The sequence below is a fragment of the Fibrobacter sp. UWB5 genome (genome assembly GCF_002210295.1).
Taxonomy (GTDB): Bacteria; Fibrobacterota; Fibrobacteria; order Fibrobacterales; family Fibrobacteraceae; genus Fibrobacter.
In genome coordinates, this window is sequence record NZ_MWQH01000002.1 from 167,864 (window position 1) to 184,455 (window position 16,592).

Below are 16,592 nucleotides of genomic sequence, written 5' to 3' on the forward strand. Positions count from 1 at the left end.
AGGTGAATGTCCTAGCGAATAGGGTGGCCACCGCAGAACCCTCGTAGAGGAATGCCGCCCGTGACTTGCGGACGCGGCGAATACTGTTTCTTGAGAAGGAGGAACTGTTGCCCGAAGCTGGTAGAGGAAAGCCAGCCGTCGTCGCCCTCCGATTTCGTCGAGCCGAAGGAAACGGCAATGTCGCCCTCGCGCTTGCTCGCTATGGCCCCAGCCTCGCCGTCGCTTCCACGCGCTTCCAGTGCCGCGATGTGCGCCACCATGAGCGAAAGCGCATAGACGTAGGCTTTCTTGAAGTAGCAGGCGCCTACGTGATGCGACGCGCCAAGAATCCATGCGTCGAGTCTCGGACTCTGTGCGTATTCCTGGGGCAGGTAGGCCACCAGTTCAGCCTTCTGCTTGTCGTCTATGGGAAGCGGAATCATAGGGCCGTTGCTCCCTTTTGCTGTTCCTGCTGTTTCTTCTTCGCTTCTTCCCATTCGGCGTCGAACTCGTCCAGTTCAGTCCGTCTCGCGGCAGCAGCCTTCTTTACGGAGCTGTTGGGCTTCTTCTGCGTCCTTTCAATGTCGTCAACGACCTGTCGCGTGCTTGCCCTGGAAATGGCGCTCGCCGCGACGTTGGCCGTGACTTTATGCTCGAAAACGAGTTTGCCGGAATCGCGCAGCGCCCTAATGACAGGGTGGGTCTCGTCGATGCTGCCGTCCGCGACTATGTTGGAGCCGGGAAGAAGCAGGATAGAGCCGATGTGGACTGTTCGTTTCTGGTTGTTCATTACGAGCATAGTGAGAGCCTCGAAAGTGCGGAAAAAGGAAGCTCCACCGCCCCGCGCAGCAAAGCTACGGGCGTTGCGGGGTGATGGAGCCGTTTGGGGACGGATGGATTCTTACAGGCCGTCGGCGTATGCGACGGCGTTGATGTTCTTGAACGCAACACCGCCGATTCTCGCGTAGCAGGGAACCATGTAGTGCAGCGATTTCTTCTGCGGTTCATCCTGCTTGAACGGGATGGGGATGCAGCGCGTAAGGACACTGGGACTGTACTTGTAGATAACGGCTCGCGTGGTGCCGCCTTCGCCAGCTTCGTCCAGCTTGGCACATTCTTTCCAGTTGACAAGTCCCTGGCTCGCGAAAACCTTCTTGAGGTATTCGAGGACGGTCAAGTCGCCGCCCTTCTCGTCCTTCGGGGTAGTGGACAGATAGACGAAAGCGTCGTGGGGCAACAGAACCGTGTCGGCCTTGATGGTGCGTCTGGTGTTGTTGCGAACGGTGTCAATCATGGCCTGGAATGTGGCGATGATTTCGAGCAGCGTCTTACCCTTGATGGAAGTGCCGCCGCTTGCGCCAGTAGGCACGATTACCATCGGCACGTTGGCGTTGTTGAGGAAGCCCGTGGTGTTCGCGTCCTTGTCGCCGACAAACAGCACCTCGTCCACCTTTTCGTCAATCTTGCGACGGGCCGTTTCAGCCTCGTCACGGGAAAGGTCGATTCCGGCGGTGAGCCACTGCATGAGTTCAAATTCGCTGTAGCCGTAGGACACGCCGTATTCGCGAATGTCATTGGTCTTGAGTTCCAGCGCACGGGAAACGGGCGGCAAGTCTTCCGCATAGTCCGAAATGAGCTTGGCGACGCCCATTTCGGAAAGAACCTTGTAGGTCCAGGTGCGGAGCCACTGTCCTATTCCAGCCTGGGGAGGAATGAACGAGAGCGCGTCAAGGGACTCGCGTTCCAGTCCGTAGGTCTCGTTGATAATCTGGTTGAACAGACGGGAGAGTTTGTTCAGTTCGCTATCTTGAAAAATCATGCCTGTTCTCCTTTATGCGATTTCCAGTTCAGCGAGTCCGCCGTCGGCAGCGTCGCTCTTGAAGGTTCCGCCGACGATTGCCGTGCCGTCGGTCGAAGTGGCCGTGAAAGCGTTGTTTGTGTTGTTGACGTAGGCGGCATCCCCGGAAACGACCTCGCCGAGAACGCGAACCCAGATGCGCCCCTTCTTGAGCACATTGACTGTCATTCCCGCCTTGTAGGAGTCGTTGAACATCGTTCTTTGGGCGATGCCGATGAACACGCCAGCGGACTCTGCGGAGGCGCCAGCAGTGACCTGGTTTACGTCGCCGCCAAAGCCGCAGTCCTCGCTATATTCGGCGCTGAACACGTCGGCGTTGGCTTCCGCGCCAGCAGTCTTTGCCGTTATCGTGAGCTTGGTTTCGCTCGCCTCGGCGCTGTAGTCGCTTTCGCTGTCCCAGGCGCTTGCAAGGGCCGTGAGAAGGGATGCAACGGTGGATTCGCTGGTGACGTTCGCCGTGGCTACGGTTTCGCCATCAACCTTGACCGAGACGGTGCCGGTGCTTGCCGTGGTCATTACGGGTTCGAGTTCGAGAACACGGGCTACGGCCTCGCTGCCTGCTGGCTGGTTGACATAGACCTTTCCAGCTTCGCCAGCGACACCTTTCTTTGCCCAGAGCGCAAATCCGCCCTCGCTGTCCTTATCTTCTTGGAGGATGCCAGTCTCGATGGAGTGCGTTACGAACGGGAACGCAAGACCGGGGGCAGCAATAGCCCCGAACGGGGTAGTTTCAAATGCCATGGTCTAGCCCTCCTTCTTGATGGATGCGGAGTTGATTTTCTCGTTCATGGCATTGAAAGCCGCGTCGGTGTCGAGAGCGTCGTTGAGCTTTTCCATGCTGGGAGCGAACGGGGAACTTTTCTGTGCGGAGTCGCCGAGCTTCTGCATGGCGGCTTCGTAGGCGCCCTGGAGGTAGTCGGCGCTCTTTCCGTCAAGCACCATTTCGGGGTAGGCTTTCTTGATGAAGGCTCCCTTGATGGCTTCCACGGAATCCTGGGCCTTAATGTCGATGCCGAGCTTCTGCGCCTTGGCGATAAAGGCGACCTTCTCGTCAACGAGACGGGCGATTTCCTTTTCGTCCTTGAGCGATGCCTTGAGCTGGTCGCGTTCGGTGATGGCTGCATCCCTGGCTGCGGTCATGGCGTCAAGCTGGGATTTGAGGGCCTTGTTGGATTCGATTGCGCTGTCACGCGCCTTTTCAGTCTCGTGGAGCGTGTAGATGACCTTTTCATCGGCCTCGTATTCCGCACCGTCGATAATGAATTTTCTACCCATGGTGTTTTCTCCTGCCCGTTGGCGGGCGTTTTCGTTGTCGCAAAAGATTCGGTCGAAGTCGGAGCTGTCGCCGATTCTGAAACGCACACCGTCCCCAGCGCGTCCCTCGCGTACAAGCGCGATATGGTTGCAGCGGATATTCTTCATCACCTCGTCGTAATCGACGCCCTGCCAGTTGCCGCTGTCCTTGTAGAGTTCGGCATCGTAGCCGCATGAAACGGCGCGGACATGGCCATCAAGCATTTCCCTGATGGCGTCGGCATCCGTGATTGTCATTGTGACATAGGCGTTCAGCCCGTCCCAGCTTGCGTCGTTGGCGGTGAATCCGACCTGGAGCTTCTTCGCGTTCTCCGGGGAAACGTCCTCCATCGGGTGGAGCAGGGTGACGGGCTTGCAGTTGAGTGTTGAAATGCTGTCTTGAGCAGAAACTTCCGTGACCGGGCGCAGCCTGCGCTTCAAACCTTCGGCTGTTCTGTAGCTGAACACGCCAGCACCAGTGACGCGGATTTTGCCCGTGAGATACCCTTCGGGGGTACGGGTGAAAACCGTCTGGTCGAAGTCCTTATAGTCGCGGAACGATTCGTTCATGTCGCCAAAACTAGCGGCAGGAACGCTCTACAAGGCGTTTTCGCCTAAAGGCTTATAAACAGCCCCAAAAACACCAAAAAACGCGCTACAAGCGCGGTATGGAAGAAATCGGATAGATTGGAAAAGTCTTATATTGTTTTTGAACGAGGTAAGCCATGCTGACGGAAAACTATAAGGACCACTGGGTCGCAAAGTTCATCGACTACGATTTTCCATTGACGGAAAAGCAGTATCGGATATTCTGTCACGGCTTTAATGCTGACTGGGACCATCGCTACGAATCCATTTCCGTGGACGGTTGGCATTACGTTTATCGTTCGGGCTTTTGGCTTGAAAAAATCCGCTATGTCAAACAGAAGGACGGAATGTACCATATAACGGAACACTACGTCAAAGACTCGAAAGAGTCCGGCTTAGGTCAAACATGGCTTGAGGAAGTGCTATTCCACGGTGCCTGGGAAGAACCCCTGTTCACGGCAGAGGAAATCGAGGCTCATTTGAAGAAGTGGGAAGAAAACAAAAAAGCCCAGTCGAAATGACCGGGCGATGATTGGGGAAAATTATTTGCTTGGCAAGTTCATCGGGTATTGGTACATACATTCCTTTATGCGACCATCCTCAATATCTTTTGTAAAGTCCTTTAATTTATAATCCATTTTCTTGTGCCATAAATCAAAGGCGTAGGTGTAAGCATATTTTCCTTGGAAGAAGAATACTCTTACCTCAACGGCTCTCCCAAGGTCTCCAACTTTCGGAGAATTGCATATCATGAACCATGCAGCCTTGTTTCTTGCAGGTTCCCAGCATTTATCACTCGTCGTGAACTGTTCCGATTTCGGGTTGAAAGAAACGGAACAAACATCACTCTCGAATGTGTAAGTTGATGAGTTTTTATTTATTGACGCGCTGCTTTTGCCAAACAACTTGATTCCCGTAAAAACGAGAAGTGTAATTACTGTTATCGTAACGAGTGTGAGAATCCAGAGCTTTGTCGGCGTAAGTTTTGTGTTTGGTTCCATATCCTAAATATAACCTCAAAGAACCGGTTCTCTATTATGCCAAATAAAGGCAAGGTCATTTTGCGGGTTTATCCGCTATGAGATTTAGCGCATTAGCTCCCTATACAGGGTCACGCTGGCCCTCCACCAGGTCTGCCAACAGACGAAAATGTCGTTGAAGCCATTTTCCTTTATGTGCTTGTAGTTCCTTACGAAAAAGAACGCTGCAAACACGATGCAGAGCTTTATGAAAAGAAGGATGCGGAGCATCCAGACCATAAGCCAAATTTTGTATTCGTTCATAATGGGACGTAAGCTAGTAAAAAGTTGGCTCCTAGCGTGCAAACAGTTGTTGCTTAATGAATGAATAAAACCTAATTTGGTTAGGTTTAATAAGTGTTTTTTTACAAAAAAAGCTCTCTTTGACATTTTGTGACTTGAAATTGAATATAAATTGAAAAAAATCAAAGAAAATTCAAAAAAATCATGAATGTGTTAAACAGAAAAATTCTATCTATAACGGCGAACCCCAAGTGCTGCTTGGGTTCCGGTCAATTCGTGCCCCTTTTGTCCCTGTAAGGTGTTTTTAAATGGAAGCCAACGAACAACAGCGTCTCGTCATTGAGTCAACTGAATCGCCTCTTTTGGTGATTGCTGGCCCAGGTGCGGGAAAAACTAAGACTCTTGTTGATAGGGTTCTCCATTTGATTATAGACAAGAATGTTCCCGCTGAAAACATCCTTGTGGCTACATTTACCGAAAAAGCAGCCAAGGAACTCGTTACCCGTATTTCAAATCAGGCATTGAAACTTGGGAAAACAGTGAATATTTCCGATATGTATGTGGGAACGCTCCATTCGATTTTCTTGCGTTTCCTTGAAGAATACAGACAGCATACAGGCTTAAAGCGGAACTACAGGGTTCTGGACGATTTTGAACAGAAATACACGATTTATCAAAATCACAAGCTGTTTGACAAAATTCCGAATATTGGTTTACTCACCAACGATTCCTTTGGCTGGAATTTAGCGGATAGAATTGCAGGGCTAGTAAACAAGGTCGCAGAAGAAAATCTTGACTTGGATAAAATGTCCCAATGCAAGGAAAGCGCCCTTTTGCCTATCCTTGCCGAAGTGACTAAGGTTTATCGTGCAATGTTGAATGCCGATAATTGCCTGGATTTTTCTCTCATTCAGACGCACATGTGGAAAATGCTGGATGATGAGTATGTCCTTGAAGATATTCGCAAGCGCATCCAGTACATGATGATTGATGAATATCAAGATACCAATCGAATCCAGGAAAACATCCTTCTAAAGATTGCCGCGCCAGCGAATCGCATCTGCGTTGTGGGTGACGATGACCAGGCTCTTTACCGTTTCCGTGGTGCTACGGTAGAAAACATCCTTCGTTTTCAAGATAAATTCCCTGCTGGTGTATGTAAGAAAATTGAGCTAACAAAGAACTATCGCTCGCACCCCGATGTAATTGATTTCTATAACCACTGGATGCAGAATACCTATGAGGATAGAAATGAAACGGGGTCATGGCAGGGCAGAAACGGGACAGAACGTTACCGTCACGAAAAAGTTATTGAAAATGCGGGAAAACAAAACCGCGAAAATACGTCATATCCAGGCGTAATCAAGGTAATGGGTGATGGCATTGAAGCCTGGTATGAAAGGTTCTACGAGTTCATTTGCAGGTTGAAAGAATCTGGGAAATTGAAGGACTACAATCAACTTGCGCTGCTCTGCCGTTCTGTCAAGAACGAGCGTATTGCAGGGCTTGCAAGGTTCCTCGAGTCCAAGGGCGTGCCAATTTTTTCGCCCCGTTCGGATATGTTCTTTGAACGTCGCGAAATCCGCCTTGTCATAGGCGCCTATGCGTTCCTGTTCCCAGACCTGGTCAATGCATATCTTAGAACGAACAACTCTTCAGAAAGAGCTGTTTGGCGATACTACGATGAGTGTGCCGTGTATTTCGGCAATGAACTGCGAAGCAATAAGGAGAATAAGCGGCTTCAAGTCTGGGCTGTTTCTAAGTCCAGGGAGCTGGCTTTTTTAAAGGAGAATACGAATTATACCTTCGCAGACCTTTTCTATGAAATGCTGCAATTCCCTTTGTTTAGCAAGATGGTGAATGTTGACCTCAATAGCGGAATGCAGGATTTACGGCCCATTTACAATCTTGCCCTGTTCAGTCGCCTTATTACCAAGTTTGAGTATTTGAACAATATCATCGTGTTCAAGCCAGAATCCTTGAAGAAAGATGTAAAGGCCCTGTTCAATTACTACCTGAATTTCCTTTATGACGGCGGCATCGGGGAATATGAAGATTTCGACATGATAACTCCGAGTGGATGCGTGAGTTTCATGACAATTCACCAGAGTAAGGGATTGGAGTTCCCGATTACCTGTGTTGCATCGTTGGAGTCGCATCCGACTAGGAATTTTACGCAGATTGATGAAGATATTCAGAATTTCTATTACGGTGAACAAAGTTATGAGCCGTTGGAAAGAATGAAATACTTTGATTTTTGGCGCCTCTTCTACACGGCTTTTAGCCGAGCACAGAATTTGCTGGTGCTGACTGGTGTGGACAATACGGAAACAAGAGGAAGGTCAGAACATTCAAGCCCATCAAGATATTTCGCGAATGTCTATCATCGTGCGAAAAATTGGGCAGAAATTTTTGATGGTGATAACTGCCTTGCCGACTTTGATACGGTGAAAGCAGCCAATGTGAAGCATGAGTATTCTTTCACCAGTCATATTTTGCTTTATGAAAACTGCCCTGTTCAGTATAAGTTTTTCCGTGAGCTGGAATTTACGCCCGTAAGAACGACTGCCGTCATGTTCGGTACGCTTGTTCATCAGACGATTGAAGATGTGCATAAGGCTGTTTTGGAAGGCCACCCAGAAAGGGTCACGGACGACAACATTTCTTTCTGGATGCAGGAAAACTATAAGCAGCTTGCAAAAATGAACGGCTTGTATCTGCGTGAGTCTGCTTTGAGGGTGATTAAGAAGCACGTAAAAAACTATGTGGAATTTGCCCAAAGGGACTGGAGTAAAGTTAAGGACGCGGAAGTTCCCGTAACGCTTCAAAAGGACGATTATATCCTTGAAGGAAAAATAGACCTTATTCGTGGTGAGAAAGATTCGGTCGAGATTCTGGACTTTAAAACAGAAAAGAAGCCGAACATGAATAGCGAAGATGGCCGAGAAAAGTTACGCCGATATAGGCGCCAGCTGGAAATTTACGCCCATATAATCGAGCAACGGTATGGAAAGAAGGTTAGTAAGATGCACCTTTACTATACTGGGGCGGAAGATGAAAGCCCGTTTATCACCTATGACTTTAATAGAACCTCCATTGTACGAACCATTGAAGAGGTAGATGGAGTTGTAAACAAGATTGAAAACAAGGAATTTAAGATGGACGCTCGCAAGCGTTGTGAAAAGCTATGCGGTGGATGCGACCTCAAGAATTTCTGCAACAGCTTATAAGGAATCAAACCATGGCAAAATCACAGACTGAAATGTTTGAGTTTAATCGGGAACCAATAAAAGGGTTTCCTGAGCTGCGGTGGGCCGGTAAACGCCCTTTTACAGGAACATCTTATTATCCTGCTCAACTAAAAGAAACTCATGGACATCCTTCTGATGATGGCTGGATGAATAAGTTATACTGGGGTGATAATTTACAGGTCATGAGCCATTTGTTAAAGGAATGTAGAGGTCAGGTCGATTTGATTTATATAGACCCTCCCTTTGATTCGAAGGCTGATTATAAGAAAACCATTTCTTTGAGAAATCAAAGTGCAGAAAGTGATTCTTCCAATTTTGAAGAAAAACAATATGGCGATATTTGGACAAATGATGAATATCTCCAATTTATGTACGAGCGTCTAATTCTCTGTAGAGAATTGTTGAGTGATAAGGGAAGCATTTATTTGCATTGTGATTGGCATAAAAGCCATTATTTACGCAACATAATGGATGAAATCTTTGGAATTGAGTGTTTCCAGAACGAAATTTCATGGTTGTATAAAACAGGTGGAGCATCCAAAACTTGCTGGGCAAGGAAACATGACACACTGCTTTTTTACTCAAAAAAGAATAGTGGGTTTACGTTCAACCCATTGCAAGAACGGTCATATATGATGCATAAGTATGGCTTTAAAAAAAGTGACTTTAAAATTGACCCTGAAAATGGATTGCAGTATTCAATGGTATATTGCCGTGATGTATGGGAAATGCCTTCTGTTGGTTCTGCAACAGACGAACGAGTAGACTATCCGACACAAAAACCAGAAGTTCTTCTTGAACGAATTATAAAGGCGTCGTCTAATCCTGGTGATGTTGTGTTTGACTGTTTTATGGGCAGTGGAACAACCCAAACTGTAGCAATGAAACTTGGCCGAAAATTTATAGGTGCAGATATAAATTTGGGTGCTATTCAAACAACAACAAAAAGACTAATAAGCACAGCGTCTAAATGCATGGCAGACAAAAATTTACTATCCATTCAGACATATACAGGTTTTGAAGTCTACAATGTAAACGATTATGATTTCTTCCGTAATGAACTTGAAGCGAAAAAGTTGATAATCGAGGCGCTAGGAATGCAAGCCCTCCCAGAAAATAGTCTCTGGGATGCGGAGTTTGATGGTCGAATGGTTGCCATTCTTGGCATAAACAGAATTGCTACAGCTAGCGAGTTTGAAAAGATTGTTGCCAACATTGATATTTCCAGTTGGCAAAAGAAACAAAATGAAAATCCAGGCAAACCAGTTGAAAAGATTACATTTGTTTGCATGGGCCACGACCCGAATTTGGAGGCGATGTTCCATGAAAAAATGGCCAGTTTGGGTTTTGTTGTTGATTTGGAAATAATCGACATCCTTCGTGACAAAAAGGAGTTGACATTTAAACGCGATGCTGACGCCAAAATATCTATTGCTAATGGAAAACTCTCTATTGAGCAATTCTATCCGATGAACTTGCTTCAGAAATTGAGCTTCGAAAAGCAGGATGTTGAAGATTGGAAGGAACTTGTAGATAGTGTCATGATTGACTGGAATTATGATGGTGTTGCGTTCGCTCCTGCACTTACTGATATTCCAGCGAAGAATGCTCTTGTAAAGGGAATTTATAACGTTCCCGAAGATGCAGGCACAATCCATGTGAAAATTACGGACCTCATTAGCGAAAGCTGGGAAGGCTCCTTTAGCGTAGAAGGGAGTAAGCTCTAATGGCTAAGAAAAAAGAGTCTGTAATTGAAACGCCGTTTTACCGTTATCTTTGGAATTTCTATTCAAAGAATAAAGGGGCGATTCGAAGGCACTATAAGGATTTGACTAAGAAAATTCTTGAAAATGCAAATCCCGATAATGCAGGCGCCTTCCTCAGAAGACCTCAATATGAGGCTTTTGAAATGTATGTGTTCCTTAAAGAATATCTTGATAATCGCTCTCTTGCGGATATTTTCGATGATTGGCGTTATAATCGGGGTGATTTCTGCCTCAATGCAACCGATTTGCATGATATTGAAGGAGACCTCTTTGCATCAAGGGATGCAGCATCATTTGATGGAGCTATTAAGCAGTTAAGAAACATTCAGCAGGATTATTCCAACTATATTTTCTCGCTCACTATGGGAACTGGTAAGACCATTCTCATGGCGCTTTGCATCTTTTACGAATTTCTTCTGTCGAATAAATTTCCCAAGGACAATCGCTTTTGCAAAAACGCATTAGTGCTAGCACCTGACACAACTGTTTTGCATTCACTCAAGGAAATTCAAACATTTGACAAGTCAAAAATTTTGGGAGACCAGTATGCAAATCTTCTGGATTCTTTCATAAAGTTCCATTTCCTTGATAGTGACGGAATATCGCTTAGTACAGCGGACAATTCCACCCATAATTTGATTATTTCTACCAGCCAGAAAATCATTCTCAAAAAGAAACATACGCCCGATTCTGCCGCTGAATCTCTGTTCAAGGATTCCTGGGAAGCAAATACTCAAAATAGCGTGAACGCTGATTTATACCAGTTGGACGACGAAAGTGAGCTTATGGCAAATCAGCGTTATACAAAGCTCACACGTTTGCCCCAATTAGGCATCTATGTGGATGAAGCTCACCATATTGGTGATGAATCCTTAAAAGGCGCCGTTGACCGAACGAGCAAAAAGAGCTTGCGATTGACAATCGACAATCTTGCAGAAGAATTGAAGATTTCGGGTTCGAGTGTTGTAGCCTGTTATAACTTTACAGGAACCCCCTATGTAGACAACCATTTGATGCCAGAAGTTGTTTACGAATACGGATTGAAAAGTGCAATCCACAACGGCTATCTAAAGGAAGTTGACATTTTCGATTACGATAATGTCAAGTCTGCGGAATTTGTAAGCGAAACAATAAGGCGTTTCGTTTCGACGCATCGAAATAAGGATGGTGAATTTAAACGCTATGAGGGAATGCTTCCCAAAATAGCGTTTTATGCAGCAAGCATTGAAGAACTTGAAAAGGAACTGAAACCTGCTGTTGAAAATGCCGTCACCAGCAATGGACTATCCATTGATTCTATTTTGGTAAATGTTGGCGATGACAAATATACCAAGAACGACGATATTCGTGAGTTCCAGCTTCTTGACTCATCATCGTCGGAGAAACAGTTCATTCTTCTGGTAGGTAAGGGTAAGGAAGGTTGGAACTGCCGCAGCCTTTTTGCGGTGGCCCTATTCCGCAAGCCCAAAAGCACGATTTTTGTCCTACAAGCGACAATGCGCTGTTTGCGTTCCATAACGCAAGAACAACTGCGTGGAAACGTGTTCCTTTCTTCCGAGAACAAAGAAATTCTCGCAAACGAGTTGCGAGATAATTTCAGAATGTCTGTGGAAGACTTGACTTCAAAACCCTCCCAGTCAAAACCCGAACGCCGCATTTATATTCGCGAAAAAGTCCCTGTGACGGTTTATGAACGGGTGCCAGAATTTGTTATCACAGAATTAAAACCAGGTCATTTCCGTCTTTTTGATGAAGACTTCGAAGAATCGAAGTATCACAAAACAGTGGGAAAACACTCTCTTACGAATATAGACAGTGCTACAATTCGTCAAGATGTTCAATCTGAAGGCGAACGCCACTTTACCGAATTAAGCCTTGTCGCAGAGTTATCCATCTTCTTGACTCAACACGAAAAAGACCGCGATGATTCCTCCAAAAATGTAGCCCGTCATTCTCCTGTAGAAATCCGTGACCTTCTCGATAAGGTTGAAGAAGGAATATCTGTCATCCTGGAAAAGGTAAATTACTCCAATGACATTCTTTACGATTATGTGATTCCGAAGCTATTCTCAAAGCTGTATGAGGTTAAGTACGAGGAAAGCGAACCGCGTCCAGTCACAAGATATATCGTTAAAGAACCCCCGTTTGAGAATGTAGATGAATCTGGTCAAAGATTCTACAGGATGCGCTTTGATGATGATGATTTCGTAAGCGATGAATCCACGCTTTACTCGAAGTACAATCAAATTAGTGGCAATAAGAAAAGTTTCGACCTTTCCGGCTATGGATTTGATTCGACTTCCGAGAGGGCTTTCTTTGACAGAAATCTTTTCAATAACGAGAAGATAAAACATATTTGGTTTACTGGTATGCTGACAAATGGACAGTCGGATTTTTATGTTCGCTACATAGACCCGGAAACACATTCGTTGCGTTCCTATTATCCAGATTTTCTTGTGGAAATGAATACAGGAGAGTTCTACATTGTTGAAATCAAGGGCGAACACCTAGTTGATACACCAACGACTCAGGCGAAGGTGGATTATGCGCAGCAGATGTTCAAATCGCATAAGATGCACTATGTATTTATTCCAAGTAAATATGCAAATATGATTCTGCAAGAATTTATTGAACAAAGTGCAGAAAATTTTGGAATGAAGTCGATTGATGCACCGAGTTCAAGTCTTAATTCTGTATTTACTTAGAACTTTATCTATTTCCTCTACAATGGGCTGGGCGTTCTCACGCTTGGCCTTGTTTTTTTCTTTTTTTTCTTCGTCAAGATGCATTAAGAGTTCGACGACCAGTCTATGAATGTGGGTGAGCGTAGGCTGGTCGTTTCGTGCTATCGCGCGAGGCATACTAGCGATGGCTGATTTAAGATTTGTCATTTTGTAGAACATAATAGCTCCCTATATGTTGATTGGTTAGGGAATGATAACTTATGATTTCATTTTGCCGTGCAAACAAAAGTTGGCATTTTGTGAAAAAAAAGGAGGCGCCTCACTTGACAGCTTCTGCAATTCGCAAGCAATCGCAGCCGTTCCCGCCGTTTCGCTTTTGTTCGCTGTGCAAAACGCTGCAAGCGCCTCTTTGCTCCGGGCCGTTAAAATGTTCACCCGATGGCGCCGGATAGCGTGCAAGACGCTGCACGACCTTGCAGGGGGGGGGGCTAAAGTTGCGAAATTTCGCATTTTTCGAAAGTGTCACGAATTGACAGAATAATTTTTTATTTTTTCCGCTGCTCAAGTCGGGACGGAAAAAATCCCCTTCGATATCTATATCGCCCTCAAGCTCATTTTCCTTTTTTACCGCGCTGTTGCGTGAGTTGAGTATGAGGTTTTTATATATCAATATCTCCACAATTACGGAGTGAGTCCTACTCATACTCCTACTGTTAATCATTCTCCTATTACTACTACTGATATAATAGGGTTGCAAGTTTTTGTCGCGACTTGAACCCGTTTGTTATGCCTGGGTTCAAGCGTTTGCAAATCGTTGCGACTTGCAAAAGTTCCCACAAAAAAAGGCCCCGAACAGGGCCAAAGGACTGCTTATGCCTAAGCTAAAGGAACACGGGGAAATTACCCTTGTTGGTCTTCAGAACTTTCATCTTTTAGACGCAGACTGCGAAGCCCGTTGCGTACGATTAGAGCGCATTCCTCCGGAGTCAGCACAACCTCGCCCCGAAACTCCGCAGCGTGACGAGTCTTTATCGCCTCCCAAAGTTCAGGAGTGAAAAGCTCGTCGATTCCCATGCCGATTTCCAGTAGTTTCTGGCAAATGTCGTAGCTGGGAGTCGCCTTGCCTTTCTTCCAAGCGGTGACGCTTGAGGCGTTGAGTCCCAGTTCGTCGGCCAGGGTGCTGGCCGTCTTGTTTGTTCTGTCAAGGTATTTTTCAACGTTCATGCCATAAATTTAATCAAAAATTGCACAGTATTCAATAATTTTTAAAAAATTTTTAAAAAATCCCTTGATTTTTTGCTTAGAATTGAATAGATTTTGAATGTAAGGCAAAAGAAATTGAAAAGTATGCAAAAGAAAATAAACGGTACGCAAAAAATTTGGCAGGTCGGCATAACGGCACGGGCGAAGCAGGCCCTGGAGCAGCTGGCCAGCGAGAACAAGCGAAAGGGTTTCCCGGCGAGCCAGGGACTCATTGCCTCAACCTTGATACTTAGGGCTTTTGAACATGGCGAATCCATATTGGGCTAAGGTTTCGTTCAGTGACTTTATCAAGCACTTCCGAAAAATGACGGATGAACAGATTATCGCCGACGTGAGGGATTCGATGGATGCACTTGAGGATGTTGACGGGACTGGCGACAGTTTCGGGGCGTTCATGGTGAAATGTTCCAGCGAGAGAATCCAGCAGCGCAGCGAGGTCAACAGGGCGAACGCCCTGGCTGGACACGAAAAACACGGACATGAGATTAGGAAAGTACAGCCGCCGCGATTGCCGACGACCGAGGAACTTTACGACTTCTGCGCGGAAAAGCACCTCGACGACGCGCTGGGACGCGAGTGGCTGGAGATTACGCTTTCTAGGGGAGGGAAAACGCGTGAGGGCATGACGATTATGAACTGGAAAGGGGCGGTCACGAACTACGTGGCGGCAAGGCTAAAAACCCTGTCGAAGGGACAACAAATGAACAACTACTAACAACAAAGGGAAACCAACAACTATGAATAATGCAATAGCTACACAATCCAATCCGCAGCAGGTCAACGACGCCCTGCTGCTTGACTACCTCACCGCGACGACGCCGGGTCTCAACGACCACCAGGTCAAGCAGTTCCTCGCGGTTTCCATGGCGTTCGGGCTGAACCCGTGGAAGAAAGAAGTTTATGCCGTCACGTACAACAATCGCGACGGCGGAAAGACGATGAGCATCGTCACGGGGTACGAAGTGTACCTCAAGCGTGCCGAAATGAACCCCAACTACGACGGCTACGAGACGGAATGGCGCGGCGAGTTCGTCAGGGGCAAGTCCACCAAGAGTGGCAAGAACGGCAACTACAGCGTGGATGCGCTGGTTCCCAAGGACGGGGACGTGAGCTGCATCTGCCGCGTTTTCCGCAAGGACAGGAAGGTTCCCGTCAAGTGCGAGGTGTTTTTCAGCGAGTACGACCAGGGCAATTCCATGTGGCAGAGCAAGCCCAGGGTCATGCTTGAGAAGGTCGCGATTGCGCGTGCGTTCCGCCTCGCTTTCCCCGTAGAGTTCGGCGGGATGCCCTATGAGAGCGCGGAGCTTTCGCCGGAACAGGGACTTGACCCTGAAAAGGAAATCAAGATTGAGGAAGCGGTGGAAAGGGCGGAAGCCCCGAAGCCGGAACAGCAGCCGCAGGAACACACGGGCGACCGCAAGGCGAAATTCATCGAGGTGTGCAACAAGATGATTCCCGCCGCGATTAAGGACACGCTCAAGGCGTACAACTGCCGCAGCCTGGAAGAACTGGGCCTTGACCAGATTGACGGATTCTACCGCGAGGCGAAGCGCGTGGAGGCCGGAATGATGCAGGAGGTGGAGTTCTAATGGAGGCGACGATGGAAACCGAAGAAGTGATGGAAGAAAAGAATCCCAACGCGCTCGTCCTTATCGACGAGGGAAAACAGTTCGCGGTCAAGACGGACTGCATGGACCCGGAGGCGCTTTTCCTGGACAAGAAGAACTTTGTCCCGATGCTCAACCAGGTCAAGAAGATTGCGCGTGGGCTGATTGCCGACGTTCACACCGAGGAAGGGTTCAAGGCCCGCAAGGCGATGAACGCCAAGCTCGCGAAGCTCAAGACCGCCATCGAGGACAGGGGCGCACAGGTCGCCAAGGAACTCAAGGCGAAGCCCAAGCGCGTCGATGAAACGCGGCGGCTTGTGAAGGAAACGCTCGAAATGCTCCAGAAGGAGGTCATGGCGCCCATCAGGGAAATCGAGGCTAGACAGCAGGAAATCGTGGAGATTTCCAACATTCCCGCGACGGCCATCGGCTGCAATTCCGAAGGGTGCAGGCAGGTGCTTGAGGCCATCGAAGCTCATGTTCACGACGCCAAGTACTGGGACGAAAGCTACCAGGAAGCGATGGACGCCATCAACGACGCGAGGCGCCAGGTCAACGGCATCCTCGCCAGCGCAGAGAAACAGGAGGCGGAGAAAGCTGAACTGGAACGCTTGAGGGCGAGTCAGGCGGACTTTGAAAAGGCGGCGCGTGAAAAGGCGGAAGCCGAGAAACGCGAAACGGAAGAAAAACTGCGCAAGGCGCAAGAAGAAGCGGAAACGGCAAAACGCGAGGCGGAAGCGGCCAAGCGCGAAGCTGCGGAAGCACAGAAATTGACCAATGTCGATTTCGGGGAGGCTGATGCCAAGGCGACACGCGAGGCGATGCTTTTCCCGGACGACGAACGCCAATACCGACGCATGGCGAATCGGGAAGCACTCGAAGACCTGATGAACTACGGACTTGACGAAGCCGCCGCGAAGCAGCTCGTTACGGACATAGTGCACGGGAAAGTGCGCCATGTGCGGTTTGTTTACTAAGAAAACTCGCAGCTTTTTCTAACCCAAGCTGCGGCGCTGCTGGTGCGCGAATCGCCAGCGTTCT

At 47.6% G+C, this 16,592-nt stretch carries 17 protein-coding genes; 8 read left to right on the forward strand and 9 right to left on the reverse strand.

Features of this window, described 5'->3' with window-relative positions; all coding sequences use genetic code 11:
• Positions 1-11: 11 nt before the first annotated feature.
• From B7989_RS05090 to B7989_RS05110, 5 genes are all read right to left on the reverse strand, one after another.
• The gene (locus B7989_RS05090) at positions 12-476 is read right to left on the reverse strand and encodes a DUF4054 domain-containing protein (RefSeq protein ID WP_088627491.1); all 465 of its coding nucleotides are present in this window, start codon (positions 474-476) and stop codon (positions 12-14) included.
• Positions 419-778, reverse strand: coding sequence for a hypothetical protein (locus B7989_RS05095; RefSeq protein WP_088627492.1), 360 nt, complete (start codon positions 776-778; stop codon positions 419-421). Before B7989_RS05095 ends, B7989_RS05090 begins: the two co-directional genes overlap by 58 nt.
• Before the next feature lie 102 nt (positions 779-880).
• Positions 881-1,798, reverse strand: coding sequence for a major capsid family protein (locus tag B7989_RS05100; protein WP_088627493.1), 918 nt, complete (start codon positions 1,796-1,798; stop codon positions 881-883).
• 12 nt (positions 1,799-1,810) lie between these two features.
• Positions 1,811-2,578, reverse strand: coding sequence for a hypothetical protein (locus tag B7989_RS05105; protein ID WP_088627494.1), 768 nt, complete (start codon positions 2,576-2,578; stop codon positions 1,811-1,813).
• Between the two features lie 3 nt (positions 2,579-2,581).
• Positions 2,582-3,700 carry a DUF2213 domain-containing protein gene (locus B7989_RS05110; protein WP_088627495.1) on the reverse strand — a complete coding sequence of 373 codons (1,119 nt, stop codon included), beginning with the start codon at positions 3,698-3,700 and terminating at the stop codon, positions 2,582-2,584.
• A gap of 155 nt (positions 3,701-3,855) precedes the next feature.
• On the opposite strand from B7989_RS05110, the gene B7989_RS05115 reads away from it, so the two are divergent.
• Complete coding sequence (locus B7989_RS05115; protein WP_088627496.1) at positions 3,856-4,239, forward strand: hypothetical protein; 384 nt, start codon at positions 3,856-3,858, stop codon at positions 4,237-4,239.
• 21 nt (positions 4,240-4,260) lie between these two features.
• Here B7989_RS05115 and B7989_RS05120 read toward each other — a convergent pair whose 3' ends face one another.
• Positions 4,261-4,719 (reverse strand): hypothetical protein, encoded by a 459-nt coding sequence (locus B7989_RS05120; RefSeq protein WP_088627497.1) that lies wholly within the window; start codon positions 4,717-4,719, stop codon positions 4,261-4,263.
• Positions 4,720-4,803: 84 nt separating this feature from the next.
• Positions 4,804-5,001 (reverse strand): hypothetical protein, encoded by a 198-nt coding sequence (locus B7989_RS05125; RefSeq protein ID WP_088627498.1) that lies wholly within the window; start codon positions 4,999-5,001, stop codon positions 4,804-4,806.
• Positions 5,002-5,288: 287 nt separating this feature from the next.
• On the opposite strand from B7989_RS05125, the gene B7989_RS05130 reads away from it, so the two are divergent.
• The 3 genes from B7989_RS05130 to B7989_RS05140 are packed head-to-tail and all read left to right on the forward strand — an operon-like array spanning position 5,289 to position 12,702.
• Positions 5,289-8,210, forward strand: coding sequence for an ATP-dependent DNA helicase (locus tag B7989_RS05130; protein WP_088627499.1), 2,922 nt, complete (start codon positions 5,289-5,291; stop codon positions 8,208-8,210).
• Positions 8,211-8,221: 11 nt separating this feature from the next.
• Positions 8,222-9,958 carry a site-specific DNA-methyltransferase gene (locus tag B7989_RS05135; protein ID WP_088627500.1) on the forward strand — a complete coding sequence of 579 codons (1,737 nt, stop codon included), beginning with the start codon at positions 8,222-8,224 and terminating at the stop codon, positions 9,956-9,958.
• The gene (locus tag B7989_RS05140) at positions 9,958-12,702 is read left to right on the forward strand and encodes a DEAD/DEAH box helicase (RefSeq protein WP_088627501.1); all 2,745 of its coding nucleotides are present in this window, start codon (positions 9,958-9,960) and stop codon (positions 12,700-12,702) included. Before B7989_RS05135 ends, B7989_RS05140 begins: the two co-directional genes overlap by 1 nt.
• A 298-nt stretch (positions 12,703-13,000) precedes the next feature.
• Here the strand turns inward: B7989_RS05140 and B7989_RS05150 are convergent, their stop codons facing one another.
• Entirely contained in the window at positions 13,001-13,384 is a 384-nt protein-coding gene (locus B7989_RS05150; protein ID WP_144264969.1) for a hypothetical protein, read from the reverse strand.
• 197 nt (positions 13,385-13,581) lie between these two features.
• The gene (locus tag B7989_RS05155; protein WP_073324052.1) at positions 13,582-13,905 is read right to left on the reverse strand and encodes a helix-turn-helix transcriptional regulator; all 324 of its coding nucleotides are present in this window, start codon (positions 13,903-13,905) and stop codon (positions 13,582-13,584) included.
• A 123-nt stretch (positions 13,906-14,028) separates the two neighbouring features.
• On the opposite strand from B7989_RS05155, the gene B7989_RS05160 reads away from it, so the two are divergent.
• Genes B7989_RS05160 through B7989_RS05175 form a run of 4 tightly spaced genes read left to right on the forward strand, consistent with a single transcriptional unit; the run spans position 14,029 to position 16,528 of the window.
• Positions 14,029-14,211, forward strand: coding sequence for a hypothetical protein (locus tag B7989_RS05160; protein ID WP_073324054.1), 183 nt, complete (start codon positions 14,029-14,031; stop codon positions 14,209-14,211).
• Between the two features lie 37 nt (positions 14,212-14,248).
• Positions 14,249-14,659 (forward strand): hypothetical protein, encoded by a 411-nt coding sequence (locus B7989_RS05165; RefSeq protein ID WP_073324055.1) that lies wholly within the window; start codon positions 14,249-14,251, stop codon positions 14,657-14,659.
• Between the two features lie 22 nt (positions 14,660-14,681).
• Entirely contained in the window at positions 14,682-15,533 is an 852-nt protein-coding gene (bet, locus tag B7989_RS05170) for a phage recombination protein Bet (protein ID WP_073324057.1), read from the forward strand.
• An 11-nt stretch (positions 15,534-15,544) separates the two neighbouring features.
• Positions 15,545-16,528 carry a hypothetical protein gene (locus B7989_RS05175; protein WP_088627504.1) on the forward strand — a complete coding sequence of 328 codons (984 nt, stop codon included), beginning with the start codon at positions 15,545-15,547 and terminating at the stop codon, positions 16,526-16,528.
• The last annotated feature ends 64 nt before the right edge of the window (positions 16,529-16,592 follow it).

What these genes read in the sequence shown, in the direction of transcription:
- B7989_RS05090 (WP_088627491.1), bottom strand. Translation starts at nt 476, where the DNA reads ATGGGAAGAAGCGAAGAAGAAACAGCAGGAACAGCAAAAGGGAGCAAC.
- B7989_RS05095 (WP_088627492.1), bottom strand. Translation starts at nt 778, where the DNA reads ATGCTCGTAATGAACAACCAGAAACGAACAGTCCACATCGGCTCTATC.
- B7989_RS05100 (WP_088627493.1), bottom strand. Translation starts at nt 1,798, where the DNA reads ATGATTTTTCAAGATAGCGAACTGAACAAACTCTCCCGTCTGTTCAAC.
- B7989_RS05105 (WP_088627494.1), bottom strand. Translation starts at nt 2,578, where the DNA reads ATGGCATTTGAAACTACCCCGTTCGGGGCTATTGCTGCCCCCGGTCTT.
- B7989_RS05110 (WP_088627495.1), bottom strand. Translation starts at nt 3,700, where the DNA reads ATGAACGAATCGTTCCGCGACTATAAGGACTTCGACCAGACGGTTTTC.
- B7989_RS05115 (WP_088627496.1), top strand. Translation starts at nt 3,856, where the DNA reads ATGCTGACGGAAAACTATAAGGACCACTGGGTCGCAAAGTTCATCGAC.
- B7989_RS05120 (WP_088627497.1), bottom strand. Translation starts at nt 4,719, where the DNA reads ATGGAACCAAACACAAAACTTACGCCGACAAAGCTCTGGATTCTCACA.
- B7989_RS05125 (WP_088627498.1), bottom strand. Translation starts at nt 5,001, where the DNA reads ATGAACGAATACAAAATTTGGCTTATGGTCTGGATGCTCCGCATCCTT.
- B7989_RS05130 (WP_088627499.1), top strand. Translation starts at nt 5,289, where the DNA reads ATGGAAGCCAACGAACAACAGCGTCTCGTCATTGAGTCAACTGAATCG.
- B7989_RS05135 (WP_088627500.1), top strand. Translation starts at nt 8,222, where the DNA reads ATGGCAAAATCACAGACTGAAATGTTTGAGTTTAATCGGGAACCAATA.
- B7989_RS05140 (WP_088627501.1), top strand. Translation starts at nt 9,958, where the DNA reads ATGGCTAAGAAAAAAGAGTCTGTAATTGAAACGCCGTTTTACCGTTAT.
- B7989_RS05150 (WP_144264969.1), bottom strand. Translation starts at nt 13,384, where the DNA reads ATGAGTAGGACTCACTCCGTAATTGTGGAGATATTGATATATAAAAAC.
- B7989_RS05155 (WP_073324052.1), bottom strand. Translation starts at nt 13,905, where the DNA reads ATGAACGTTGAAAAATACCTTGACAGAACAAACAAGACGGCCAGCACC.
- B7989_RS05160 (WP_073324054.1), top strand. Translation starts at nt 14,029, where the DNA reads ATGCAAAAGAAAATAAACGGTACGCAAAAAATTTGGCAGGTCGGCATA.
- B7989_RS05165 (WP_073324055.1), top strand. Translation starts at nt 14,249, where the DNA reads ATGACGGATGAACAGATTATCGCCGACGTGAGGGATTCGATGGATGCA.
- bet (WP_073324057.1), top strand. Translation starts at nt 14,682, where the DNA reads ATGAATAATGCAATAGCTACACAATCCAATCCGCAGCAGGTCAACGAC.
- B7989_RS05175 (WP_088627504.1), top strand. Translation starts at nt 15,545, where the DNA reads ATGGAAACCGAAGAAGTGATGGAAGAAAAGAATCCCAACGCGCTCGTC.